Below are 24,656 nucleotides of genomic sequence, written 5' to 3' on the forward strand. Positions count from 1 at the left end.
GCTGTGCATTCGCGCGGCGGCTTTCGTGCACGCTGCCGATCGGCAAGATTGGTATGTGACCGAATGCAAGGGGCAGGAGGCGTGGGTCGCGCCAAAGGCGACTTGTGCTGCCCGCAATCTCCACAACCTGCGCGTTGCATCGCTTCCGGGCGCGACGCGAAGGGCGGCTATTGGAGCCTTGGTGACGTACGCTTTCGCCATGTCGATTAGGTGAAGCTCTCGCCCGAGGGCAGGACGTAGATGTGCAGCACAAATCAAGTTTCCGGAACGGATCGAACTCTGTCTTGGTCTCTTCCCGGATCCCGAGGCATTCAGGCCGACGGGGCTCATCGTACGCCAGACCCGGCAGCGATGGGGGTCCATGTCACCGGCCGGACGTCTGCTACTGAACCGCCGCCTCGTGCAGGCGCCGGTCGATGCCATCGACTACGTGATCACCCACGAACTCTGCCACGTGGCCGAACCCCATCACGGGGCAGCCTTCTTCGATCTCCTCGACAAGGTGATGCCCGACTGGGAGCGCGGGAAGCAGAGATTGGAACGGGCCATGGCCTGAGAACTTCCGAACCCGGTCGCGGCAGCCCCAAACGCGACTCCAATCCAAGCAGTTTCGGACGCTGGATTTTCTTGTTACCTTACAAGGGCCTATGTGAGATTCACCAAAAGGGCGCAGTCATCAGGTCCAGAGAATATCGGCCCTAGGAGACCGCTTCCGGGCCGTCTAGCGAAGGCGCCAGTGCTCAGCCCCTCCCGCATAACCCTCGAATACAACGGAAAAATCCGGCCGCAGCCGGATCGGGAGAACGCTTTCGCTGGGGCAAGTGGCGGAGAGAGCGGGATTCGAACCCGCGAGACGGTTTCCCGCCTACACACTTTCCAGGCGTGCGCCTTCGACCACTCGGCCACCTCTCCGTGCCGCGTGTCTCTAGCGAAAACGGCGGGGAGAGGCAAGCCCTTGGCTGCACGCGCGCAACGAAGTTCCGCCGCGCGCGGCCTGCCCTTGTCCGGCCCTTCTTTCGAGGCGCTTCTGGCGACCATATCGGCCGGCCAGCGTCTTCGGGTGACCCGAGGCGGATCGGGGCGGATCGAGGTCTCGACCCTCGGGCGGCGCGGGCGCGGGCCTGTCCTTCGGGGCCTCTTTGCCGCAGAGAGCGCGAAAATCGCCCCGATCCCGCGGCGGGGCTTGAACGGCGCCCCGGCCCCACCCATACCTTGGTCAAGGAGACGCCCGTTCACATGATCCCTTTTCGCCTTTTCCCGCGTGGGACCGCCGCCCTGGCCCCAACGCTGATGGCCCCAACGCTGATGGCCCCCGCCGCGTTAATGGCCACGCCGGTTCACGCCGCCGCCCCTCAGGATGATCCCGCCGCCGCGGGCGTGTGGCACGACGGGCTGGCGCGCATCGCCGCCTATCTGCCCGACGCCGCGGCGCTGGATCTGTCGTTCTGGATCACGGCGGCCTCGATCGTGGGGCTTCTGGCGCTCTCGGCCTTCTTCTCGGGCTCGGAAACCGCGCTGACGGCGGCCTCGCGGGCCAAGCTGCGCGCGCGCGCCGACAAGGGCGAGCGCGGCGCCGAGGTGGCGCTGGACCTGACCGACGACAACGAACGGCTGATCGGCGCGATCCTGCTGGGCAACAATGTCGTCAACATCCTGTCGGCCTCGCTGGCGACAGCGCTTCTGACGCGGCTGGTGGGCGATGGGGGCGTGGCGCTGGCCACGCTGGTGATGACGCTGCTGGTGCTGATCTTCTCGGAGGTGCTGCCCAAGACCTATGCGATCTCGACGCCCGAATCCGCGGCCACCCGCGTCGCCCGCCCGATCCGGGTCATGGTGCTGCTGCTGGCGCCCGTCGTCACCGTGGTGCGGCTGATCGTGCGGCTTCTGTTGCGCCTTTTCGGCATGCGCACGGCGGCCGATCAGCACATGTTCTCGGTCCATGACGAGATCGCGGGCGCGCTGGCCATCGGCGCCGAGGAAGGCACCGTGCAAAAGGAAGACCGCGACCGCCTTCTGGGGGCGCTCGATCTGGGCAACCGCACGGTCGAGGAAATCATGCGCCACCGCAGCCAGATCGAGATGATCGACGCCGAGGCCGCGCCTGACCAGATCCTGGCGCGGGTGCTGGCGTCCTCGCATACGCGGCTGCCGCTTTACCGGGGCGAACGCGAGAATGTCGTGGGCGTGATCCATACCAAGGATCTTCTGCGCGCGGTCGAGAAGCTGTTGCGCGGGGATCAGGGGTCGCTGGACCGGATCGGCGGGCTGGACGTCATGAAGATCGCCATGAAGCCCTATTTCGTGCCCGAGACCACGCCGCTGGACGAGCAGATGCGCGAATTCCTCAAGCGGCGGACGCATTTCGCGCTGGTGGTGGACGAATATGGCGACCTGCGCGGGCTCATCACGCTCGAGGATATCCTCGAGGAGATCGTGGGCGAGATCACCGACGAATTCGACCTGGACGGCGAGGCGCAGATCCGCCCCATCCCCGGCGGCGATTATCTGGTGGACGGCGCGATGACGATCCGCGACCTGAACCGCGCGACCGACTGGATGCTGCCCGACGAGGAAGCCAACACCGTTGCGGGGCTGGTCATCCACGAGGCGCAGACGATCCCGACGCTGGGTCAGGTGTTCTCGTTCCACGGCTTCCGCTTCGAGGTGATGGGCCGCAAGGAAAACCGCATCACACGTCTGAAGATCCGCCCGCTGAACGGCGCCGGCGGCTGAGCTGCAAGGGGCGCGCGCCGGCAAGGGACGCCCGCTTGCTCAGGTCAGGGGGCTCAGGCCGTGGGGCTCATGTCAGGGGTTGAGCGCGTTCGACCAGGCGCGCCAGGAAGCTGGCCCCCACCGGCGCCACATCGTCGTTGAAATCATAGGCCGGGTGATGCAGCCCCGCCCCCGGCCCCTGCCCCAGGAACAGATAGGCGCCGGGCCGCGCCGCCAGCATGTAGGAGAAATCCTCCGCCCCCATGTCGCGCCCGGCCTCGGCACAGACCCCCGCGGCGCCGGCGATCTCGCGCGCGACGGTGGCGGCAAAGGCGGTCTGGTCGGGGTCGTTGACGGTGGGCGGATAGCCCTTCTGATAATCGAGCCGCGCGCTGACCCCATAGGCCGCCGCCTGCCCCGCCACGATCTCGGCCATCCGGCGCATCACCATGTCCTGGACCGCCGTGTCGAAGGTGCGCACCGTGCCGCAGATATAGGCGGTGTCGGGGATGATGTTGTCGGCGCTGCCGGTGTGGATCTGCGTGACCGACACCACCAGATCGTCGAGCGCGCGGTGATTGCGGCTGACAATGGTCTGGAGCGCCGCGACGATGCCCACCACGGCCATGATCGGATCGGCGGTCTCGTGCGGGGTGGCGCCGTGCCCGCCACGGCCCTGGACATGGATCTCGAAGGTGTCGACCGCCGCCATCAACGGCCCCGGCGTGGTGGCAAAGGTGCCGAAGTCCTGATTGGGGGCATTGTGCAGCCCGAAGACCCGGCCGATCTCGAAGCGGTCGAGCACACCTTCCTCGACCATCACCCCCGCGCCGCCGCCGTTTTCCTCGGCCGGCTGGAAGATCAGCGCCACGCGCCCGCAAAAGGCCCGCGTCTCGGCCAGGTATTTCGCCGCCCCCAGCAGCATCGTGGTATGCCCGTCATGGCCGCAGGCATGCATCTGTCCGGGGATCTCCGAGGCATGGGCGGCGCCGGTTTCCTCGGTGATGGGCAGCGCGTCGAAATCGGCCCGCAGCCCGATCGTCGGCCCCGGCCCCTGCCCCTTGATGATCGCCACGATCCCGGTGCGGGCGATCCCCTCGTGGATCTCGTCCACCCCGAACGCGCGCAGCCGCTCGGCGATGAAGGCGGCCGTCTTCGGACAGTCGAAACCCAGCTCGGGGCAGCGGTGCAACGCCCGGCGCCAGGCGGTCATCTCGTCGGCAAAGGCGGCTATGCGGTTCAGCACGGGCATTTCTGGACTCTTGCGCTGGGGGTCGGGATAAGACCCACAGGATCATCTGGGGAGTCGAAGCGCAATGGCCAAGAACGATCAAGACCTGTTCACCGAAGGCGACAGCGCCGGCGCCGAATTCGAGCGGCTCTGCGCGATCATGGCGCGGCTGCGCGACCCCGAGACCGGCTGCCCCTGGGACATCGCGCAGGATTTCGCCTCGATCACCCCCTACACGATCGAGGAGGCCCACGAGGTCGCCGATGCCATCGCGCGCGAGGCCTGGGACGAATTGCCGGGCGAGCTGGGCGATCTGGCGCTTCAGGTCGTCTATCACGCGCAGATGGCGGCCGAGGCTGATCTCTTCGACGTGCGCGCGGTGCTGGCGGCGGTCAACGCCAAGATGATCGCGCGGCATCCGCATGTCTTCGGCGACGAGAGCCGCGAGAAATCGGCCGAACAGCAAACCGAGGATTGGGAGCGCATCAAGGCCGCCGAGCGCGGCCCGGCGCGGGTTCTCGATGGCGTGGCGCTGGGGCTGCCGGCGCTGACGCGCGCGCTCAAGCTGCAAAAACGCGCAGCACGGGTGGGCTTTGACTGGCCCGAGACGGCGCAGGTCGTCGACAAGATCATCGAGGAGGCGCGCGAACTGGTCGAGGCGCGCGACGAGCTGGGCCCCGAGGCGACCTTCGAGGAATTCGGCGACCTTCTGTTCGTGATCGCCAATCTGGGCCGGCATCTGGACGTGGACCCCGAAGCGGCCCTGCGCGCGGCGAATGCCAAATTCACCCGCCGTTTCAATGCGATCGAGGACGAACTGAAAGCACGTGGCAAGGATTGGGCGCAAAGCGATCTGGCCGAGATGGACGCGCTGTGGAACGCCGCCAAGGCCGCCGAGCGCGCCGCCAAGACCTGAGGCCCGCGCGGCCCCGAGCCTCCCTCGGGACAGCATCCCCCAGAACAGCGTCCCTCGGAAAAGCGCCCCTCAGAACAGAGCCTTGCGCAGCATGTTGAGCGCGACCAGCGTCAGGAAGGCGGCAAAGACCCGGCGCAGCGGCTTGGGGTCCAGCCGATGCGCCAGTTTCGCGCCCACCGGCGCGGTCATCAGCGTCATGGCGATCACCACCAGGAAGGCCGGAATGTTGACCGCCCCCAGCGTGCCGGGCGGGGCGCCTTCGACCGGCACCATCACGAAAGCGGCCACCGACGGCACCGCGATCAGCGCGCCAAAGCCCGCCGCCGTCGCCACCGCGCGGTGGATCGGCATTCCATAGAGCGTCATCAGCGGCACCCCGAACGAGCCCCCGCCGATCCCCATCAGGACCGACAGGAAGCCGATCGCCGGCGCCACCGACCAGCGCACCCGTCCGCCCGGCATCGCCGCCCCCAGCCGCCAGTCGGCGCGCCCGAAGGCCATGTAGGCCGCGATCATCACCGCCAGCCCGCCAAAGATCGCCTGAAGCGTGGGCGTGCTCAGCCGCGCCACCGTCAGAACGCCCAGAAGTGCCCCCAGCCCGATGCCGGGACCATAGCCGCGCAGGACCGACCATTCGACCGCGCCCTTGCGGTGATGCGCCGAGACCGAGCGCGCCGAGGTCACGATGATCGTCGCCAGCGAGGTCGCCAGCGCCACCTGCATCAGCCCGTCGGGCCCGTAGCCCAGCCCCGAGAAGATCCAGAAGAAGGCCGGCACCAGCACGATGCCGCCGCCCACGCCCAGAAGGCCGGCCAGCACCCCGGCAAAGGCGCCGGCGGCCATCAGCGCGGCCAGAAGCGGAAGAAGGGTGGCAAGATCGGGCATGACGGGCCTCGCACGGCAGGGGGAACGTGCCCTGTCCTAGCCCAGCCGCGCGCGGCGCGCCAGCGCCTGCCTGTGCGCGATATGTCGGCAGCCGCGTTCTGGGGTTCTGCGCAGATAGATCGCGCCATAGCCCGGCCTATGCGCGATGTGCATGTGCCCCGCCGCGGCGTGCGGCGCGGCAGATGCACGAAACGGGCGCGGGGCCCGCGGCGGCTCAGCGGTGGCGCGCCTCGACCCGGACGGGCTGGGCGCGGCGGGGATGCAGACGCTCGGCCAGACGCGCGACCCGCCCGATGCGCGCCTTGCCTCCGCCCGTCGGCCCCGCGCCCTCGGGGGCGGCCATGCGCATGATGGTGATGGCGAATTGCACCCCGGCAAAGACGATGGCGTTGAAGACCAGAAGCATCATCAGCGCGATCCAGCCCCCCTGCGCATGCAGAACCAGATGGCGCAGCCCGCCGACATCGGCCCCCAGCAGAAGCCCCACGAAGACCAACGACAAAATCCCGCCCACCGCCACGTTGCGGATATACAGACGGACAAGGCGCGGCAGGCCCTCCTCGGGCGTGCTCGGATCGGGCGGGCTCGGATCGGGTGGGGCGGTTTGGGGGCGGTCGGGATCGGGGGTCATCGGGCTCTCCTTCGCTGGGGTCAGTTTACACTTGTTCCAGACAAAAGGACAGGCTGGCGAAGGGACAGGGCACACGCGCAAGACGGGCCACACGCGCAAGACGGGCCGGGATCAGCGCCACGATCAGCGCCGGGCCGCTCCGGCGCGCCCCGCGCTCAGCGTGTAAAGCCCGCTGGCCACGATCAGCCCCGCCCCCACCAGCATCGGCAGATCGGGGCGTTCGGCAAAGGCCAGCCAGCCCAGGATCATGGCAAAGATCAGCCGCGTGTAGCGAAAGGGCGTGACCGCCGAGACCTCGCCCAGCCGCATGGCCGCGGTCAGCGCGTAATAGGCCGCCACGCCGAAGACCGTCGCCGCGGCGATGTCGCGTGCGGCCGGCGCCGGGGGGATCGCCCAGCCGCCGGTGATCGCCATCAGGATCGCACCCGTGGGGATCAGCATGAAGAAGCCATAGATCCCCAGTTGCACGTTCGACAGCACCGCGGGCGCCGCGCGCGTGGCCAGATCGCGCCCGGCAAAGCCCGCCATGCCCAGAACCGCAAGGAGCGACGCCCAGCGAAACCCCTCGAGCCCCGGCCGCAGGATCACCAGCACCCCGGCAAAGCCGATCGCAATGGCCAGCCAGCGCCGCCAGCCCACGCGCTCGCCGAAAAGCACCGCAGCCCCGGCCACCACGACAAGCGGCGTCGCCTGCAAGATGGCCGAGGCCGACGAAAGCGGCGTCAGCGCGATGGCCAGCGTATAGCCCAGCCGCCCGGCCACTTCGGACAGCGCGCGCAGCCCGATCGCCCGGCTCAGGATCGCCGGATGCAGCAGCGCCTGGCCCCGCGCCCACGCCAGCGCGGCAAAGAAGACCATTCCGCCCAGGCCGAACAGGATCAGGATCTCGCCCACCGGCAGACGGGTGGCGGCCGATTTGATGAACATGTCCTCGAGCGCGAAACCGGCCATCGAGGCCACCATCAGCGCACTGCCTCGCGCATTGCTCAACGCCTGCCTCCCGCGGCCCGGCCGCTCTGCCCCTGCCCCGCCCGTCGCGGGCAGATCGTCGTCCCGCCTGTCGCGGGCAGATCTTCGTCCCGCCCCTTGCGGGCAAATCTTCCTAGCCTTCCGCCGCCGCGACCGGAAGCCCCTGCCGCGACATTCCGTCCCCCCCACCCCGCGCCGCCGGTTCCGTGCGCGGCTTCGGGGGCCCCGCCCCCGGCGGGCGGCCCGCCCCTCGATGGGGCGGCCGCGCGCTCCCCCCGTCTTCCTCCGGGCGGGATGAATCGCCGCAATCGGGGGGAAACCCTTTCCACCCGGTAAAGGGCGGCCTAATGTCGCCGCGGTGTCCGCGGGGGCACCGGCAGACCAAAGGACGGGATGGCAACATGCAGACGATGATCGGGGTGATCGGCGGCTCGGGCGTCTACGAGATCGCAGGCCTTCAGGACGCACAATGGCAAGATGTCGAGACCCCCTGGGGCGCGCCCTCCGACCAGATCCTGACCGGCACGCTTGACGGCGTGAAGATGGCCTTCCTGCCCCGCCACGGCCGCGGCCATGTCCATTCCCCGACCGCCGTGCCCTATCGCGCCAATATCGACGCGCTCAAGCGCCTGGGCGTGACCGATGTCGTCGCCGTCTCGGCCTGCGGCTCCTTCCGCGAGGAATACGCGCCGGGCGATTTCGTCATCATCGACCAATATATCGACCGCACCTTCGCGCGCGACAAATCCTTCTTCGGCACCGGCTGCGTGGCCCATGTGGCCCTGGCCCATCCGATCTGCGCGCGCCTGGCCCAACACTGCCTGGCCGCCGCGCGCGAGATCGGCGTGACCGTCCACGAGGGCGGCACCTATCTGACGATGGAAGGCCCGCAATTCTCGACGCTGGCGGAATCGAAGCTCTACCGCGATGTCTGGGGCTGCGACGTGATCGGCATGACCGGCATGCCCGAGGCCAAGCTCGCCCGCGAGGCCGAGCTCTGCTATGCCTCGATCGCCATGGTCACCGATTACGACAGCTGGCACCCCGACCATGACGCCGTGGACGTGGCCCAGGTGATCGCCACCGCCGGCCGGAACGCCGAAAACGCCCGCGCCCTTATCGCCCGTCTTCCCGCCCTGCTGGGGGGCGCGCGCGATCTGTGCGAGAAGGGCTGCGACACGGCGCTGACCGGCGCCATCATGACCGCGCCGGCCAAGCGCGACCCCGACGTCCTGAAGAAACTCGATGCGGTCGCCGGCCGTGTCCTGAAAGGCTGAGCCCATGAAGACCGTCAAGGATTACATCCGCACCATCCCGGATTTCCCCCACGAGGGGATCATGTTCCGCGATGTGACCACGCTGTTCTCGGATCCGCGCGGTTTCCGCATGGCCATCGACCAGCTGCTGCACCCCTATGCCGGCGAACGGATCGACCGCGTGGTCGGCCTCGAGGCGCGCGGCTTCATCCTGGGCGGTGCCATTGCCCACCAGCTGTCGGTGGGCTTTGTCCCGGTGCGCAAGAAGGGCAAGCTGCCGGGCAAGACGATCGCGCAGAGCTACACGCTGGAATACGGCGAGGCGACGGTCGAGATCCATGACGACGCGCTGCAACCGGGCGAGAAGGTTCTGATCGTCGACGACCTTCTGGCCACCGGCGGCACCTGCGAGGCCGGCATCAAGCTGGTCGAGAAACTGGGCGCCGAGGTCGTGGGCTGCGCCTTCATCGTCGACCTGCCGGAACTGGGCGGGCGCAAGCTTCTCGAAAGCCTGGGGATGAAAGTCCACATGCTGTGCGAATTCGAGGGGGCCTGAGCCATGGCAACCCGCTCGCGTCGCACACGCGTTCACACCAAGACCCTGCGCCGTGCCCGCCGCCGCGTGGCCTGTCGTTGCGCCCGTGTCGCCCGTCAGCGGCAGGGCGGACCGCATTAACCACTCTGCAAGGGAATCGCCTTACTCAGGTTCTCACACGACGGGTTGCTGCTTGCAAACACGTGAACCCGATGTGTCGCGCCCTGCTGGACCCCACCGGCAGGGCGCAAATCATTTCAGGGGGGGCGATCCTGCGGCACCGGCCGCCGCCCTCGGGCGCCTTGACCAGCGCACCCGCGCCCCTTCGTCCCCGCACCCTGTCCCGCGCCATTCTCCCTTGTCCCGCTACGCAGGGGGGCCGCAGCCGCCGCCCCACATGACAAAGGGCCGCCCGGCATCCCCCGGACGGCCCTTTGCACGATCTTGTCTCGTCAGGCACGGATCTTCTGCGCAGGGCCCCAGGGGGCCCCGCAGATCACTCCGCGGCTTCGGCGGCCTTGGCGGCCTCGATCTCGGCGGCGCGCTTCTCGACCAGTTCGACGATATGGTCGATCATCTCGTCGTTGGACAGCTTGTGGCTCTGCTTGCCGGCCAGATAGACCATCCCCGAGCCCGACCCGCCGCCGGTGAAGCCGATGTCGGTCATCGTGGCCTCGCCCGGACCGTTGACCACGCAGCCGATGACCGACAGGCTCATCGAGGTGGTGACATGGGCCAGACGCTCTTCCAGCGTCGCCACGGTCTTGATGACGTCGAAGCCCTGGCGCGCGCAGGACGGGCACGAGATGATCGTGACCCCGCGATGGCGCAGCCCCAGCGTCTTCAGGATCTCGTAGCCCACGCGGATTTCCTCGACCGGATCGGCCGAAAGGCTGACGCGGATCGTGTCGCCGATGCCCGACCACAGCAGGCTGCCCAGCCCGATCGCGGATTTGACCGTGCCGGCCATCATGCCCCCGGCCTCGGTAATGCCCAGATGCAGCGGCGCATCGGTGGCCGCGGCCAGCGCGCGATAGGCGGCATCGGCCAGGAACACGTCCGAAGCCTTCACCGAGATCTTGTATTCGTGGAAATCGTGTTCCTCGAGCAGGTTGATGTGGTGCATGGCGCTGTCCACCATCGCCTGCGGGCAGGGCTCGCCGTATTTGTCGAGCAGGTGCTTTTCAAGGCTGCCGGCATTGACGCCGATGCGGATCGAACAGCCGTGGTCCTTGGCCGCGCGCACGACCTCGGCCACGCGCTTGGAATCGCCGATGTTGCCGGGGTTGATGCGCAGGCAGGCCGCGCCCGCCTCGGCGGCCTCGAGCGCGCGCTTGTAGTGGAAATGGATGTCGGCGATGATCGGCACCGGGCTTTCGCGCACGATCTCGCGCAGGGCGCGGGTCGCGGCCTCGTCGGGCACCGAGATCCGGACGATATCGGCGCCCACATCGGCGGCGCGCAACACCTGATCCAGCGTCGCCTTCACGTCCGAGCTGTCGGTGTTGGTCATCGTCTGCACGGCGATGGGCGCATCGCCCCCCACCGGCACATTGCCCACCATGATCTGACGCGATTTGCGGCGCGGGATCTCGCGCCAGGGGCGGTGTTCATTGAGAGACATGGGAAGGGCCTTCGAAGATGAGCAAACGCTGACCCAACACATAGGCCAGACCGGCCGCGCGGGCAAGTTCGCACCCCCGCGACCATTCGCGGCGCAAGGCCCGCCGCCGCCCCATGGGCCCGCACGATCGCGTGACCGCGGGCAGGAAGGGGGGCGTGCCCCCCCTGCCCCCGTCCCTGCCCCCCGCCGTCCCTGCCCCCGCCCCGCGCGCGCCGCGATATGAAAAGGGCCCCCAGACGGGGGCCCGGAAACGGGAAAGACGGGATCGACCCCACGGCACCCGCGCCAGGGGCATCCGGTGGGCGCGTCAGGGCCGGCTCAGCCCCAGGCTGGCATCGGCCACCGCCACCGCCCGCGCCAGATCGGCGTCCGAGCCCAGATCGGCCTCGGCATAGCGCTGCCCCAGCGCCTCGGGGGCCAGGACGATGTTCTTCGACACCTGACCGCGGGCGCCGGCGGGCCCGAAGGTCTCGCCGCTCAGCGCGAAATAGATGGCGCCGGATTCGCCGGTGCGCATGACCGGCGGTTCCTCGAGCTTGGGCACCACCCAATGCTCGCCCGCATCCATCACCTTCTCGAAGAGAACAGTGCCATCGGCCGCCTGGATACGCACCCAGGACGGCCGCACCGCGATCACCGCCACTTCGGGGGCATCCTCGGCCACCGTGCGCACGGTGCCGGCCGCCGGATTTGCGCCCGCGTCAGCCGTGCCAAGCGCTTCGGCCAGAAGCGTCCGGTCGGGCGAGAGCGACCCGCTCAGAACCGGCGCTGCAACGGCTGCGGGCCGCACATCGGCAGCCGCCAGAACGCCCGCTTCCTCGGGGTCGATCGCGGCGATCGGCCCGTCGCGGGCCACCAGCACCGGGGTTTCAAGCGCCTGCGGACGATAGAGCCGGTCGACGGTCTCGGGCGCGCCCAAGCCCCCGCCGAACCCGCCCGGCGCGGCGGCGCTCAGGGTGCGGTCCTGCGCGGCCCCGGCGATGGGGTCCAGCTCGGCCGAGGCGGGCAGCGTCTCGATCGGGTCGAGCATCGCCACGACCCCCGGCGCCTGATCGACCGGCGCCAGCTCGACGCGCTGCACTTCCTGAAGGACGGTCCAGCCGCCATAGCCAAGCCCGGTCACCATCAGCGCCAGCACCATCACCGACCCCACGGCGCGCGGCTCGATGCCGGCCCAGAAGGGTTCCGAGCGCGGCACGAAGGCGGCATTGGGATCGGCCAGCGGGTCGAGGGCGGGACCGGTCGGCAGGGCCTCGCGGCGCTGTTTCGGCCCCGAGGCCGCCGCCGCCATCCCGTGCACCGGCTGAAAGCCCGTCTCGCGGCAGAACCGCTCGAAGGCCCAATCGGGATCAAGGCCGAGATAGCGCGCATAGGAGCGCACGAAGCCCGACACGAAGCTGGGGGTTTCGAAAGCGTCGAGATCGGCATTCTCGATGGCCGCGATGTAGCTCGCCTTGATGCGCAATTCGCGCTGCACATCCAGCAGCGACTTGGCCAGCGTCGCCCGCTCGCCGCGCATCACGTCACCGAGCCGCAGGTCGAAATCGTCGAACCCCCGCGGCTCAGGAAGTTCCTGCTGTTTCGGTTTGGACCACCGCCCGATCATGCGCTGCCTTTGCCCTTGCAGCATCGCTGGGGTAAGGCGGAGCGCAGGCGATGAAATCCCGCCTGCACCCCCTGTCCCGCGACGCTTTGCCGCTAGTGATAGTCGAATCGAGTCGTGTTTTCCCGACTTGTTGTGATTTCGTTATCACACCGGCACGAACGTTGCACCGCAGAAAAATTTTCAGGCGCTGGCCTCGGCACGATTCAGCGCACATTGCGCCCAGAGCGCGTCCATCGCCTTGACCAGGTGGTCGATCTGCGTGGCGTCATGCACCGGCGAGGGCGTGAAGCGCAGACGCTCGGTCCCGCGCGGCACGGTCGGGAAGTTGATCGGCTGCACGTAGATGCCGTAATCCGACAGCAGCATGTCCGACAGCGCCTTGCAGTGCACCGGGTTGCCGACATGCACCGGCACGATGTGGCTGCCGTGGTCGATGATCGGCATCCCCAGCCCCTTGAGGCGCATCTTCAGGATCTTGGCGTGCAACTGCTGGGCGTCGCGCAGCTTCTGGCCCTCGGCCGATTTCAGGAAGGCAATCGAGGCGCGCGCCCCGGCCGCAATCGCCGGCGGGAGCGAGGTCGAGAAGATGAAGCCCTTGGCATAGGAGCGCACCGCATCCACCATCTTGGCCGAGGCCGCGATATAGCCGCCGAAGACGCCATAGGCCTTGCCCAGGGTGCCGTTGAAGATGTCGATGCGGTCCATCAGGCCGTCACGTTCCGCCACGCCGGCGCCGCGCGGGCCGTACATGCCGACGGCGTGCACCTCGTCGATATAGGTCAGCGCGCCGAATTCGTCGGCCAGGTCGCAGATCGCCTCGATCGGGCCAAAGTCGCCGTCCATCGAATAGATCGACTCGAAGGCGATGACCTTCGGCGCGGCCGGATCGTCGGCTTCCAGCAGCTCGCGCAGATGGGCCACGTCGTTGTGGCGGAAGATGCGCTTCTCGCCGCCATGGCGACGGATACCCTCGATCATCGAGGCGTGGTTGAGGCTGTCGGAATAGGTGATCAGGCCGGGGAACAGCTGCGGCAGCGTCGAAAGGGTCGCGTCATTGGCGATATAGGCCGACGAGAAGACCAGCGCGGCTTCCTTGCCGTGCAGGTCGGCCAGCTCTTCTTCCAGGCGCTTGTGATAGGCGGTCGTGCCCGAGATGTTGCGCGTGCCGCCCGAGCCGGCGCCCACGGCATCCAGCGCCTCGTGCATCGCCGCCAGAACAACCGGATGCTGCCCCATGCCCAGGTAGTCGTTGCCGCACCACACCGTGATCTCGCTGGTCGAGCCATCGGGACGGTTCCAGGTTGCTTTCGGGTAGGCGCCCTTCTGACGTTCGATGTCGATGAAGGTGCGGTACCGGCCTTCTTCGTGAAGACGGCCAATCGCCCGATCGAGTGCCTGGTTGTAGTCCATTGTGCATTCCCTCGCTTATTCGCTGGGTCAAGCCATATGGCGGCCCTGAATGGTGCACATTGATACGTGTCAAATGACGGAAGCGGAACCAAATTGATCGTCGCAGGGCAAAACTGCCCAACAGGCGGTCACCGGGCAAAGCCGGCCCGAGTCCACGCGCCTTCCCCCCTTGAAATGCGGGGATTTCGCCCTTAAACGGGTGGGCTCCGCCGTCGGTGGCCCGGTTTCGGGCCCACCCTTGCACGGCGGTCACTTTCGCGTTACGCGCAAGTGTCACGCACAGGGAGAACGTCCGATGGGGATCGACCGCGAAAGCGATCTGGCCGCGAACCTTCAGATCGGGCCGACGACGCTCGGCATGGTGCGCATCTATGTCGAGGCCGAGGGCGTCGAGCTGCCGCTCGATTTCGACCCCGAGGAAGCCGAGGATATCGCCGAGGAATTGCGCGCCGCCGCCGAGGCCGCCCGCGCCATGGCGCCCAAGCCCGGCCGCCGCTGACGGCGCCCCCGCGCGCCGCGCCTTTCCTGCCCGCCCTGCCCCTTGCCTGCCCGCGCCTTGCCTGCCCGCCCCGCGCCTGCCGCCCGCTTGCGCCGCGAACGCAAACCGCCCGCCCGGCGAACCGGACGGGCGGATGCAGCGATGGCCCGGTCGGGGCCCCGCCTCATGTGACAAGGGTCACTCGGCGGGCATCTCGGATGCCGGCGCGCGCCGCTCGCGCGACGGGATCACGAAGGCCACCACCACGAAGACCGCGCCCAGGATCAGGCCCAGCATGTCGCCCGACATGCCCTGATAGAGCCCCTCGTATGTCGCTCCCGGGACCGGCGCCAGCGTGACCTTGCCGCCGAAGAGGTCGTCCAGAAGGCCCATCGACTTCACCATCGGATAGGCAAAGGTATAGGCCAGCGCCCCGGCCAGCCCGCCCAGCACGAAGACCATCGCGTCGATCCGGCCCGAAGCCGCGGCCCCGAGGCCGGTGCCCGGGCAATAGCCCGCCAGCGCCCAGCCCGCGCCCAGAAGCGCGCCGCCGATCAGCACCCCGGCATTGGCCGCCTTGACCGACATGTGGGCCACATCGACGATCCCCAGCATCTGCCCGCCGAAGATCAGGATCGAGGCCATGCCGATGGCCAGCAGGATGGCCTTCATCAGCGCCAGCGCGCGCAGCGCCAGCATGCGCCCCAGCACCGACGGATTGGTGGCGCCCACGCGGTCGAGAACGGCCCCGAAGGCGCCGCCGATGACAATGGCAAGAACGATCTGCATCATGGCTCAGCCCTTTCCGCCATAGAGCTTGCGCGCCAGCGGCACCGCCGTGGCAAAGGCGCCAAGCGCGAAGATATACCCCGAAAGCGCGGTCTGGCTCATCCCCGACATCATGTGCCCCGAGGTGCAGCCCCCCGCCAGGCGCGCCCCGAAGAGCACGATGAAACCGCCCACGAAGGCCGCCGAGAGGCGCGAGATCATGCCGCCGCGGGTCTCGGCCCAGAGCGCGGGCACCAGCATCTCGCGGCCCTTGACGCCACCGCGCAGCACCGAGGACAGCCCCGCCCCCGCCGCCAGCGCGATGACGAAGACGAAGCCATAGTTCAGCGGATCGGCGATATGGCCGGCATATTTGTCGAAATAGGCGATGGGCGAGCTGGCGCCCTCGGCACCGGCCGCGATCACGCCGGGATCGACGAAGGCCTGCCACAGCAGCCCGTCGGCGATCACGAATTGCGTCGAGACGCCGATGGGCTTGACCAGCGCCATCGCCGCAAAGAAGACGAGCCCGAGAAGCAGCCCGCCCAGTTTCCAGTCAAGAGACATGGACCTCCCTCCCTGTTGCGTCATCACATTCATATTGGTGAATTTCCCACCCTGCGCCAAGCGCCAAGAGAGACCGGCGGCAGAGGTCCGCAAACAGCCGAACGGACGCGGAAATCACCGCATGACCGACGCCGCGCACGAAGGAACCGAAAAAAAGGGGGGGGATTGGAGCGGGTGAAGGGAATCGAACCCTCGTCATCAGCTTGGGAAGCTGCTGCTCTACCATTGAGCTACACCCGCGATGGGGCGGTGCATAGCACCGGGGGCCGGGGGGCTTCAAGCCCAATGTTGCGGGTCGCGCGCGCATCCCCCAAAGCCCCCGAGAACGCGCTTCACGGCCCTGCGCCGGAGCCCCGACCTGCGCCGGCACGCGCGCCCTGCCCCCGCCCCGTCACAGGCGCGATCAAAGGGGGCACGGGCCGGAACGCGGAAACGACAACGGGCGCCCGAAGGCGCCCGTTCTGTCCAACCTGCCCCTCAAGAGGGGGATGGTAGCGGAGGAGGGATTTGAACCCCCGACACAAGGATTATGATTCCTCTGCTCTAACCAGCTGAGCTACTCCGCCAACGGGGGGTTAGGTATTCGAGCCGCGCGGGAGGGTCAAGAGGGCTTTCGCACCTTTTTGAAAAAAACTGGCTGCCCACTGCTCCGCGCCCCACCGCGCGCACCAACAACATGATAAATATGGATATTCGCATGCGGCCTGCCCACCCTCAGCCCCCCCGTAGCATCGGGCTGCCAGCCCCTCTCTGCGCCCCGGCATGCCCGCCCCGCCTGCGCCACAGGCGCGCTGCACCGGTGACGCGCTCCTGCGCCAGGGACCGATCGCACGCGCGGCCAGGAACCGGCATTTTCCGCGCGCGCCCTTGAATTGTCTTGCGCGAGGTCCGCCTGGCGACAGACTGTTCCGGCCGCAGACCAAACGAGGATCTCTTGCGCTTCATCTTCATCGACGAGGCGGGCACTGCGCCAAAGGAACCCATTCGCATTGTCCCGGGCGTGACCGTCGAAACGGATCGCCAGATGGCCCGCATCGAACGCGCACCCAAGAACGTCCACGACACCTTCGTGCCCGCCGACTTCCGGGAAGGCTTTGCCTTTCACGCCACGGAGGTCTTTTCCGGAACGGACATCGACACGCGGAGATGGCCCCTGCAAGACCGCCTTGATCTTCTGAAAGCCGTGGCAAGCCTGCCCTATGCCTTCGATGCGCCCCTTGGCCCTGGCCGCAGTGAAATCGGCGCCCGAGAAACTCCGCGCGCTTGTCCCCCAGATCTCGCCCGCCGCATTCGAGCATAGTCTGGCTTTCGCGCTGTGCATCGAGCGGGCCGATCATGACATGCGCTCACGCCTGGGCGCGACGGAGGTCGGACATGTGATCGCCGAGGACGTCACGCATATGCGCGACAAGCTCACGAAAGCGACGTTCACGTTCAGGAACGCGGAAAGACTCCTGCCTCCGGAACACCAGAACCCGAGCATCGTTGACGACGCCCTGGGGCTTGCGCCGACGAAGAAGCACCAGACGATCGCACGGATCCGGCACCAGCCGCAATTCCTGCGGCAGGCAGATGCCCCCCTGCTCGCGCTCTCGGACGCCTGCGCCTTCACTTTCCGGCGCTGGATCAGCGGCTACAACCATTCCGAAGAGCTGATGACCGCAATGCTCGGGGCCTTTCACGCCGGGAAGCTGATGCAGGGAACCGCGTGGAAACAGAGCCCCTCATCCGCGTCGCTTATCGACCATGCGGCCTACGACATATGGGAACGCAATACCCGACGCTCAGCCCGGCACCCCTTCTTGCACCAGACCGCCGCGACGGTCGCCCCCGGTGCTGGGGCATGAACGGTCGGCCAGCGACGCTTGCGGCCCTGTCGCGCGGGCGCGACCGGCTTCCCACGGACCTTGTGCCGCCCATCGCGGATCGGGGGGCTCTGCGTCCAATGCCGCGTATCTGTGCTTCTGAAAGAAAGCGCACCCTGCCCCGCCCGCGCGCGTCAGGCGCACGCAACGGCCCTTGCCGGGGCATTTGCGCGCGACTCAGATCGCCATGTCGTCGCGGTGGATCAGCGCGGCGCGGCCGGGATAGCCCAGAAGCGTCTCGATCTCGGCCGAGCGGTGCCCGGCGATCACCCGTGCCTCGGCCGCGGTATAGCGCACGAGGCCGCGCCCCAGCACATTGCCCGAGGGATCGAGGATCGAGACCGGCTCGCCGCGCCCGAAGGTGCCCGAGACACGCACCACCCCTGCCGGCAGAAGCGACTTGCCCCGCCCCAGCGCCGCCACCGCGCCCGCGTCGATGCTCACCGTCCCGCGCGGCTTCATCGCCGCAATCCAGCGCTTGCGCGCCAGCCGCGGGTCGGCATCGGCAAGAAACCAGCTGGCCCGCGCCCCCTCCGCCAGCGCGCGCAGCGGATGCAGCCCCGCGCCTTGCGTGATCGCCATGGCACAGCCCCCCGCGACCGCCGCCTTGGCCGCCATCAGCTTGGTCTTCATCCCGCCCTTCGAGACCCCCGAGACCGGATCGCCGGCCATCGCCTCGATTTCGGGGGTGATCGTCTCGATCTGCGGGATGTGGCGCGCGTCGGGGTCGGTCTGCGGATTGGCGGTATAGAGCCCGTCGACATCCGACAGCAGCACCAGCCGATCCGCCCCGATCGTCACCGCGATCTGTGCCGCCAGCCGATCATTGTCGCCATAGCGGATCTCGTCGGTGGCGACGGTGTCGTTCTCGTTGACGATGGGCACGACGCCCAGCGACAGAAGCGTCTCGACCGTCGCGCGCGAATTCAGATAACGCCGCCGGTCCTCGATATCCTCGAGCGTGACCAGAACCTGCGCGGTCTTCACGCCGTGAGGGGCCAGCGCCTCCTCGTAGGCGCGCGCCAGCCGGATCTGGCCCACCGCAGCCGCAGCCTGGGATTGTTCAAGCGGCAGCGGCCCGTCGGGCAGGTCCAGCACCCGGCGCCCCAGCGCGATGGACCCCGACGAGACCAGCACCACGTCAACACCCGCGGCGCGCAGGCCCGCGACATCCTCGGCCAGCGACCGCAGCCAATCCGCGCGCAGCCCCTGCCGGTCGACCAGCAGCGCCGAGCCGATCTTGACCACCAGACGGTGCGTGCCCTCAAGGCCCTTCGGCGCGCTCAGGGTTGCCACGAGCCCTGCTCCTCCGCCTCCCCCGCCGCGCCGCGGGCGGCATCGACCTCGGTCAGAAGCGCGCGCAGGACCGTGTCGACCCCGCTCTTGGCCACGCCCGAGATCACCGCGACCGGGCCGCCCGACGCCGCCTCGAGGGCCGCGCGCCGCGCCTCCAGATCCTCGGGCGGGATCGCATCGGCCTTGTTCAGCGCCGTGATTCGCGGCTTCTCGGCCAGAAGCTCGGAATAGGCCGCCAGCTCGTGGTCGATGGTCTGCCAATCGGCCACGACATCCTCGGACAGCCCGTCGATCAGATGCAGCAGCACCGCGCAGCGCTCGACATGGCCCAGGAACTGATCGCCCAGGCCCCGCCCTTCGGACGCGCCCTCGATCAGGCCGGGAATGTCGGCCATGACGAATTCGCGCCCGTCCACGCCCACGACGCCCAGATTGGGGTGCAGCGTGGTGAAGGGGTAATCGGCGATCTTGGGCCGCGCATTCGACACCGCCGCGAGGAAAGTGGACTTGCCGGCATTGGGCAGCCCCACCAGCCCCGCATCCGCGATCAGCTTCAGCCGCAGCCACAGCGTGCGCTCGATCCCCTCCTGGCCGGGGTTGGCGCGGCTGGGCGCGCGGTTGGTCGAGGTCTTGAAATGCAGGTTGCCCCAGCCGCCGTTGCCGCCGCGCGCCAGAAGCACGCGCTGGCCGACCTCGGTCATGTCGGCGATCAGCGTCTCGCCGTCCTCGTCCAGGATCTCGGTGCCGACCGGCACCTTCAGAACGACATCCTCGCCGTCCTTGCCGGTGCGCTGGCTGCCCATGCCGTGCTGGCCCGAGCGGGCGAAGAAATGCTGCTGATAGCGGAAGTCGATCAGCGTGTTCAGCCCGTCGACCGCCTCGGCCCAGACCGAGCCGCCCTTGCCGCCGTCGCCGCCATCGGGGCCACCGAATTCGATGAACTTCTCGCGCCGGAACGACACGCAGCCGGCGCCGCCGCCGCCCGAGCGGACATAGACCTTGGCCAGATCGAGGAATTTCATCGTGAGGAGCCCCTGTTTCGCAAGCCTGCGGGATACGCGCTGCGCCGCCATTGTTCAAGTGTCCAGGGCCCGCGCGCGTTCAAGACCCGCGTGCAGGCCGGGCGCGCCGGTCCAGCGCCGAAGGGGCGGGCCCGCCCCGGCCACGGGCCGCGCGATGTTCCCGCCCCGTCGCGCAGGCCCGCGCCTCTGGTCAGCCGGCATCTGGCAGGCTGGCGGTTGGCGGGCCGGCGGTTGGATGGGGGCGGAACGGCCTCGGCGCGCACGCCCCGCCCCGGTTCTTCGCATGAAAGGTTCTGCGCATGAAAAAGGCCGCGGCTGATGCCGCGGCCCCAGATCTTGTCGTGCATTGGCCCGGATCGGGCGCTCAGTTGCCCGTGGTCGTAGTGGACGAGCTGGAATCGTCCGCCGCGACCGCGATGCCCGCGACCACCAAGGCGCCGAGGGCAACCGTGCCGACGGTCACACCGCCCACGACACCGGCGGCCGCACCGACCAGGCCACCACCGACGCCCGCACCGGCACCCGCCGCGCCGGCACCGCCCGCGCCACCGGCACCGCCGGTCCCGGCCGCACCGCCGGTGGTCTGAGCGAAGGCGGGCGCGCCCGCCAGCGACAGCGCGAGGCAGATCGCAGTAATCTTCTTCATGACATTTCCCCGTCTTTCAGATGTCTGCACAACGCCGTCAGTCGGCGCATATTCCACGCGGATGATATGATGGAACACACAGGCCTGCAAACACTTAAATAGGGACAATCGCCAAGAAACCCGCTGCTTCGTGCCGGCCGCGCCACCCCTCCGGCGCGGGCAGCGGCATTGCCGGGCATTGACTTTCGCGGTCCGGGCGCGAAGCTGCGCCCGACGGCAGACCCGGACAGCAGAAAAGGGCCTCACATGAAGATTGCAATGATCGGCACGGGCTATGTCGGCCTGGTTTCGGGGGTGTGCTTTTCGGATTTCGGCCATGACGTGATCTGCGTCGACAAGGATCCGCGCAAGATCTCGATGCTCGAGGCCGGCGAGGTGCCGATCTACGAGCCGGGGCTCGATGCGCTGATGGCGCGCAATGTCGAGGCCGGGCGGCTGACCTTCACCGGCGATCTGAAGGCGGCGGTGGACGGGGCCGATGCCGTCTTCATCGCCGTCGGCACGCCCACGCGGCGCGGCGACGGGCATGCCGACCTCAGCTATGTGATGGCCGCCGCCGAGGAGATCGCCGCGGCAATGACCGGCTATACGGTCGTGGTCACCAAATCCACCGTGCCCGTGGGCACCAACCGCGCCGTGCGGCAGACGATTCGCAAGGCCCGGCCGGAGGCGGAATTCGACGTGGCCTCGAACCCCGAATTCCTGCGCGAGGGCGCCGCGATCGACGATTTCATGCGCCCCGACCGCGTGGTGGTGGGCGTCACCTCCGAGCGCGCCAGCGCGGTGATGGCCGAAATCTATCGCCCGCTCTTCCTGCGCGAATTCCCGATCCTGATGACCGATCTCGAGACCGCCGAGATGATCAAATATGCCGCCAATGCGTTTCTGGCGACCAAGATCACCTTCATCAACGAGATCGCGCGCCTGTGCGAGAAGGTCGGCGCCGACGTCAAGGAGGTGGCCCGCGGCATGGGGCTCGACGGGCGCATCGGCAACAAGTTCCTGCATGCCGGCCCCGGTTACGGCGGCTCGTGCTTTCCCAAGGACACCCAGGCGCTGGCCCGGATCGGCCAGGATAACGCCTGCCCGATGCAGATCACCGAGACCGTCATCAAGGTCAACGAAGAGATCAAGCGCCGCATGATCGACAAGATCGTCGATCTCTGCGACGGAACGGTCAACGGCAAGTCGATCGCGGTCCTGGGGGTGACGTTCAAGCCCAACACCGACGACATGCGCGAGGCGCCCGCGCTGACCATCGTGCCGGCGCTGATCGGGGCGGGGGCGCGGGTGCGGGTGGTCGATCCGCAGGGCCGGCGCGAGGGCGAACATCTCCTGCCCGGCGTGCATTGGAACGACGACGCCTACAAGGCCGCCCAGAACGCCGATTGCGTGGTGATCCTGACCGAATGGAACGAGTTCCGCGCGCTCGACCTCAAGAAGCTGGCGCGCAAGATGGCCACGCCGCGCATGGCCGACCTGCGCAACATCTACACTGCGCGCGATGCCCGGCGGGCGGGCTTTTCGGGCTATGTCTCGGTGGGCCGGCCCGGCCACGGCGGCGCCGAATAACACCACCCGGACGCCCCTCAAGGCGCGCGGGCCTTGGGCGGGCCGGGGTCCGGGGCCCGGCCAGGGCCCCGGCGCGGGTCGGCGGGGGGCGGCCCCCGCCGCGGGACGGGGCCCCTCGATGGGGCCGCGGCCCGCTCGCCACCTTCCGGCCCCCGCACATCATCAGCCCCCCAGTCACACCCACCCGGTCAAACCCGCCGCATCGGCAGGCTCAGCACGAAGACCGCCACCGCCGCCGACACGATCGACGGCCCTGCCGGCGTGTCCCAGTGCAGCGAGGCCCAGAGCCCCGCCCCCACCGACACCGCCCCGATCACACTTGCCGCCAGCGCCATCGTCTCGGGGCTGCGGGCGAATTGGCGCGCCGCCGCCGCCGGGATGATCAGGAGCGCCGCGATCAGAAGCGCCCCCACGATCTTGATCGCCACCGCCACCACCAGCGCCAGCGCCAGCGTCAAAACCAGCCGCTCGCGCGCGGGGTCGATCCCGGCCGCCGCCGCCAGCTCGGGGTTCAGCGTCGCCGTCAACAGCCGCTGCCAGCGCCAGACCAGAAGCCCCAGCACCGCCAGCGAGCCCGCCCAGATCACCGCCAGATCGCTTCGCCCGACCCAGAGGATATCGCCGAAAAGCCAGGCCGACAGGTCCATCCGCAGCGCCGGCTGGAACGCCGCCGCCACCAGACCCAGCGCCAGCGCGCCATGCGCCAGCACCCCCAGCACGCTGTCGGCGGCATATCCGCGTCCGGCCAGCGTCGCCACCACCAGCGCCATGGTGACCGCCACCGCCGCCACCGTGGCCGTCACCGGCAGCCCCAGCGCAAACCCCAGCGCCACGCCCAGGATCGCGGCATGCGCGGTCGCGTCGCCGAAATAGGCCATCCGGCGCCACACGACAAAGGCCCCCAAGGGCCCTGTCGCCAGCACCAGCCCCAGCCCGGCCAACCCGGCGCGCATCATGAAATCGTCAAGAAGCCCGAACTCAGACGGCATGGCGGCCCCCGCATTCGGCGCAGCGCGCGCCCTGCTCGGGCGCGGCGGCACGCCCCGCCTTCCCTCCCGCAACGGACCCGCCCGAAGCCTGAGCACTTGAACCCTGACCGCCTGAGCCTTTGGCACCGGAGCCCTGACTACTGAGGCCCTGCCCGCCGGCGATCGGCACCAACGGCACCGGATGGGCCTCGTGCGGGTGGGCCGGGTCGTGGCCATGTCCGTGGTCATGCTCGTGCCCGTGATCATGGGCGTGGCGATAAAGCGCCAGCGCCCCCCCGGTGCCCAGCCCGAACAGCGCGCGATATTCCGGCGCCGCCGAGATCACCCGCGGCGTCCCCTCGCAGCAGACATGGCCATTGAGACAGATCACCCGATCCGACGCCGACATCACCACATGCAGGTCATGGCTGACCATCAGCACCGAACAGCCGGTCTCGCCGCGGACCTCCTCGATCAGCCGATAGAAGGCGGCGGTCGCGGGCTGATCCAGCCCCGTCGTCGGCTCGTCCAGGATCAGAAGCTGCGGCCGGTCCAGAAGCGCGCGCGCCAGCATCACCCGCTGGAGCTGCCCGCCCGACAGCCCCGCGATCTGGCGCCCCGACAGCCCCGCCACCCCGGTGCGCGCCAGCGCCGCCTCGGCGGCGGCATCGCTCACCCGGCGCGGCAGCGACAGGAACCGGCGCACGCTCAGCGGCAGGCTGGCATCCAGCGCCAGCTTCTGCGGCACATAGCCCAGCCGCAGCCCCGGCGCGCGCATCACCTTGCCCCCGTCGGGCCGCGTCAGCCCGATCAGCGCCCGCACCAGCGTCGATTTCCCCGACCCGTTGGGACCGACGATGGTCACGATCTCGCCCGGCGCGATACGCAGCGACACGTCCTGAAGAACGCGCGCACCGCCATAGGCCACCGACAGATCTTCCGCCGCGATCAGCGTTTCCATCACGCGCCCTCCCCGCCGTCCTTGCCGCCGTCCTTGCCGCCGCCCCTTTCGCCGTCGTTGTCCTGCCCGACATCGGGGGCGACCTCATGCCCGCATCCGCAATCGCCGCTGCGCGCCTCCTGCGCACGGGCCGCACAGGCCGGGCACAGCCCCAGCGCCTCGATCGAGACGCGCTCGACCTGAAAGCCCGCGCTTTCGGCCACGGCATCCAGCGCCGCGCGCACCGGCGCCGAGGGCGCCTCGGCCAGCGCATCGCAGCCCCGGCAGATCAGGAAGACCGGCGCATGATCGGTGCCCGGAAAGACGCAGCCGGCAAAGGCATTGAGCCGGCGGATGCGATGCGCCAGCCCATGCTCGACCAGGAATTCAAGCGCCCGATAGGCCACCGGCGGCTGATGGCCGAACCCGTCGGCCGCCAGCCGTTCCAGCACCTCATAGGCACCCATCGCCCGATGCGCCTCGAGAAGGATCTCCAGCGTGCGCCGGCGCACCGGCGTCAGCCGCGCGCCCGTCCCCGCCAGCGCCGCCTCGGCGCGCGCCAGCGTCTGGCGCGCGCAGGCGATGTGGTCATGGGCGGCAAAGGCACGGGCGGGGCCCGCGGCGGGCAGGGGCGCGCCGGGAGGCGGGGCGTCGCCCTCCGTGGACCGCGGCGGAGCGGGATTGGCTTTCATGTTATCTTATCACATTCGGCTTGACTGTTATGCTATAACATAATTAGTTGCGACGCCGATCACAACC

At 68.9% G+C, this 24,656-nt stretch carries 22 protein-coding genes, 3 tRNA genes and 2 pseudogenes; 9 read left to right on the forward strand and 18 right to left on the reverse strand.

The features are described 5' to 3' along the window. Window positions 1–271 precede the first annotated feature (271 nt). A complete protein-coding gene (locus BW949_RS17385; protein ID WP_268875851.1) occupies window positions 272–556 on the forward strand; it encodes a M48 metallopeptidase family protein in 285 nt (94 codons plus the stop codon). A 266-nt stretch (window positions 557–822) separates the two neighbouring features. On the opposite strand, the gene BW949_RS10835 is transcribed toward BW949_RS17385, so the two are convergent. Then, window positions 823–912, reverse strand: a tRNA-Ser gene (locus BW949_RS10835). Between the two features lie 378 nt (window positions 913–1,290). Between BW949_RS10835 and BW949_RS10840 the strand changes: the two genes are divergently transcribed. Beyond that, complete coding sequence (locus tag BW949_RS10840; protein ID WP_235816278.1) at window positions 1,291–2,733, forward strand: HlyC/CorC family transporter; 1,443 nt, start codon at window positions 1,291–1,293, stop codon at window positions 2,731–2,733. A gap of 67 nt (window positions 2,734–2,800) precedes the next feature. Here the strand turns inward: BW949_RS10840 and BW949_RS10845 are convergent, their stop codons facing one another. After that, entirely contained in the window at window positions 2,801–3,964 is a 1,164-nt protein-coding gene (locus BW949_RS10845) for a M20 aminoacylase family protein (RefSeq protein ID WP_076365999.1), read from the reverse strand. A 64-nt stretch (window positions 3,965–4,028) separates the two neighbouring features. On the opposite strand from BW949_RS10845, the gene mazG reads away from it, so the two are divergent. Continuing rightward, window positions 4,029–4,859: a nucleoside triphosphate pyrophosphohydrolase gene (gene mazG / locus BW949_RS10850; RefSeq protein WP_076366001.1), complete on the forward strand. Its 831-nt coding sequence runs from the start codon at window positions 4,029–4,031 to the stop codon at window positions 4,857–4,859. A gap of 69 nt (window positions 4,860–4,928) precedes the next feature. On the opposite strand, the gene BW949_RS10855 is transcribed toward mazG, so the two are convergent. The 3 genes from BW949_RS10855 to BW949_RS10865 all read right to left on the reverse strand — a co-directional run bounded on the left by BW949_RS10855 (window position 4,929) and on the right by BW949_RS10865 (window position 7,365). Next, window positions 4,929–5,744 carry a sulfite exporter TauE/SafE family protein gene (locus BW949_RS10855; RefSeq protein ID WP_076366003.1) on the reverse strand — a complete coding sequence of 272 codons (816 nt, stop codon included), beginning with the start codon at window positions 5,742–5,744 and terminating at the stop codon, window positions 4,929–4,931. Window positions 5,745–5,958: 214 nt separating this feature from the next. After that, a complete protein-coding gene (locus tag BW949_RS10860) occupies window positions 5,959–6,375 on the reverse strand; it encodes a hypothetical protein (RefSeq protein WP_328585820.1) in 417 nt (138 codons plus the stop codon). A gap of 123 nt (window positions 6,376–6,498) precedes the next feature. Next, window positions 6,499–7,365 carry a DMT family transporter gene (locus tag BW949_RS10865; RefSeq protein WP_097177043.1) on the reverse strand — a complete coding sequence of 289 codons (867 nt, stop codon included), beginning with the start codon at window positions 7,363–7,365 and terminating at the stop codon, window positions 6,499–6,501. Between the two features lie 380 nt (window positions 7,366–7,745). Between BW949_RS10865 and BW949_RS10870 the strand changes: the two genes are divergently transcribed. Beyond that, complete coding sequence (locus tag BW949_RS10870) at window positions 7,746–8,621, forward strand: S-methyl-5'-thioadenosine phosphorylase (RefSeq protein WP_076366007.1); 876 nt, start codon at window positions 7,746–7,748, stop codon at window positions 8,619–8,621. Between the two features lie 4 nt (window positions 8,622–8,625). Next, window positions 8,626–9,156, forward strand: a complete 531-nt coding sequence (locus BW949_RS10875; protein WP_076366009.1) for an adenine phosphoribosyltransferase — start codon at window positions 8,626–8,628, stop codon at window positions 9,154–9,156. 475 nt (window positions 9,157–9,631) lie between these two features. On the opposite strand, the gene ispG is transcribed toward BW949_RS10875, so the two are convergent. The 3 genes from ispG to hemA all read right to left on the reverse strand — a co-directional run bounded on the left by ispG (window position 9,632) and on the right by hemA (window position 13,775). After that, a complete protein-coding gene (gene ispG / locus BW949_RS10880) occupies window positions 9,632–10,759 on the reverse strand; it encodes a flavodoxin-dependent (E)-4-hydroxy-3-methylbut-2-enyl-diphosphate synthase (RefSeq protein ID WP_076366011.1) in 1,128 nt (375 codons plus the stop codon). Between the two features lie 307 nt (window positions 10,760–11,066). Then, window positions 11,067–12,365 (reverse strand): helix-turn-helix domain-containing protein, encoded by a 1,299-nt coding sequence (locus BW949_RS10885; RefSeq protein WP_076366013.1) that lies wholly within the window; start codon window positions 12,363–12,365, stop codon window positions 11,067–11,069. 180 nt (window positions 12,366–12,545) lie between these two features. Continuing rightward, window positions 12,546–13,775, reverse strand: coding sequence for a 5-aminolevulinate synthase (gene hemA, locus BW949_RS10890; protein WP_076366015.1), 1,230 nt, complete (start codon window positions 13,773–13,775; stop codon window positions 12,546–12,548). Between the two features lie 295 nt (window positions 13,776–14,070). On the opposite strand from hemA, the gene BW949_RS10895 reads away from it, so the two are divergent. After that, on the forward strand, window positions 14,071–14,274 hold the full coding sequence (locus tag BW949_RS10895; RefSeq protein ID WP_076366017.1) for a DUF6324 family protein: 204 nt from the start codon (window positions 14,071–14,073) through the stop codon (window positions 14,272–14,274). Window positions 14,275–14,451: 177 nt separating this feature from the next. Here BW949_RS10895 and BW949_RS10900 read toward each other — a convergent pair whose 3' ends face one another. The 4 genes from BW949_RS10900 to BW949_RS10915 form a co-directional block, all read right to left on the reverse strand. Next, entirely contained in the window at window positions 14,452–15,045 is a 594-nt protein-coding gene (locus BW949_RS10900; protein ID WP_076366019.1) for a DUF6691 family protein, read from the reverse strand. 3 nt (window positions 15,046–15,048) lie between these two features. Beyond that, window positions 15,049–15,588 carry a YeeE/YedE thiosulfate transporter family protein gene (locus BW949_RS10905; RefSeq protein WP_076366021.1) on the reverse strand — a complete coding sequence of 180 codons (540 nt, stop codon included), beginning with the start codon at window positions 15,586–15,588 and terminating at the stop codon, window positions 15,049–15,051. 166 nt (window positions 15,589–15,754) lie between these two features. Then, window positions 15,755–15,828 (reverse strand) — tRNA-Gly (locus tag BW949_RS10910). Window positions 15,829–16,077: 249 nt separating this feature from the next. After that, window positions 16,078–16,154: transfer RNA gene (locus BW949_RS10915), tRNA-Met, on the reverse strand. Window positions 16,155–16,522: 368 nt separating this feature from the next. Between BW949_RS10915 and BW949_RS16860 the strand changes: the two genes are divergently transcribed. Together BW949_RS16860 and BW949_RS10920 are read left to right on the forward strand one after the other, a co-directional pair. Next, window positions 16,523–16,888 (forward strand): hypothetical protein, encoded by a 366-nt coding sequence (locus tag BW949_RS16860; RefSeq protein ID WP_143524444.1) that lies wholly within the window; start codon window positions 16,523–16,525, stop codon window positions 16,886–16,888. Continuing rightward, window positions 16,806–17,435: a hypothetical protein gene (locus BW949_RS10920; protein WP_143524445.1), complete on the forward strand. Its 630-nt coding sequence runs from the start codon at window positions 16,806–16,808 to the stop codon at window positions 17,433–17,435. The genes BW949_RS16860 and BW949_RS10920 overlap by 83 nt, the downstream gene beginning before the upstream one ends. 195 nt (window positions 17,436–17,630) lie before the next feature. On the opposite strand, the gene proB is transcribed toward BW949_RS10920, so the two are convergent. The 3 genes from proB to BW949_RS16865 form a co-directional block, all read right to left on the reverse strand. Continuing rightward, window positions 17,631–18,749 (reverse strand): glutamate 5-kinase, encoded by a 1,119-nt coding sequence (gene proB, locus BW949_RS10925; protein WP_083947723.1) that lies wholly within the window; start codon window positions 18,747–18,749, stop codon window positions 17,631–17,633. After that, entirely contained in the window at window positions 18,737–19,771 is a 1,035-nt protein-coding gene (gene obgE / locus BW949_RS10930) for a GTPase ObgE (protein ID WP_076366025.1), read from the reverse strand. Before obgE ends, proB begins: the two co-directional genes overlap by 13 nt. 364 nt (window positions 19,772–20,135) lie before the next feature. Next, complete coding sequence (locus BW949_RS16865) at window positions 20,136–20,417, reverse strand: hypothetical protein (RefSeq protein WP_076366027.1); 282 nt, start codon at window positions 20,415–20,417, stop codon at window positions 20,136–20,138. Between the two features lie 246 nt (window positions 20,418–20,663). On the opposite strand from BW949_RS16865, the gene BW949_RS10940 reads away from it, so the two are divergent. After that, entirely contained in the window at window positions 20,664–21,989 is a 1,326-nt protein-coding gene (locus BW949_RS10940; protein ID WP_076366029.1) for a UDP-glucose dehydrogenase family protein, read from the forward strand. A gap of 188 nt (window positions 21,990–22,177) precedes the next feature. Here the strand turns inward: BW949_RS10940 and BW949_RS10945 are convergent, their stop codons facing one another. The 3 genes and pseudogenes from BW949_RS10945 to BW949_RS10955 form a co-directional block, all read right to left on the reverse strand. Then, entirely contained in the window at window positions 22,178–22,978 is an 801-nt protein-coding gene (locus BW949_RS10945) for an iron chelate uptake ABC transporter family permease subunit (protein ID WP_076366031.1), read from the reverse strand. 184 nt (window positions 22,979–23,162) lie between these two features. Next, window positions 23,163–23,918, reverse strand: a pseudogene (locus tag BW949_RS10950) (ATP-binding cassette domain-containing protein); the annotation flags it as partial. Window positions 23,919–24,040: 122 nt separating this feature from the next. Next, window positions 24,041–24,589: pseudogene (locus tag BW949_RS10955) on the reverse strand (Fur family transcriptional regulator); the annotation flags it as partial. Between the last annotated feature and the right edge of the window lie 67 nt (window positions 24,590–24,656).

It is taken from the genome of Phaeovulum vinaykumarii, assembly GCF_900156695.1.
Taxonomy (GTDB): domain Bacteria; phylum Pseudomonadota; class Alphaproteobacteria; order Rhodobacterales; family Rhodobacteraceae; genus Bieblia_A; species Bieblia_A vinaykumarii.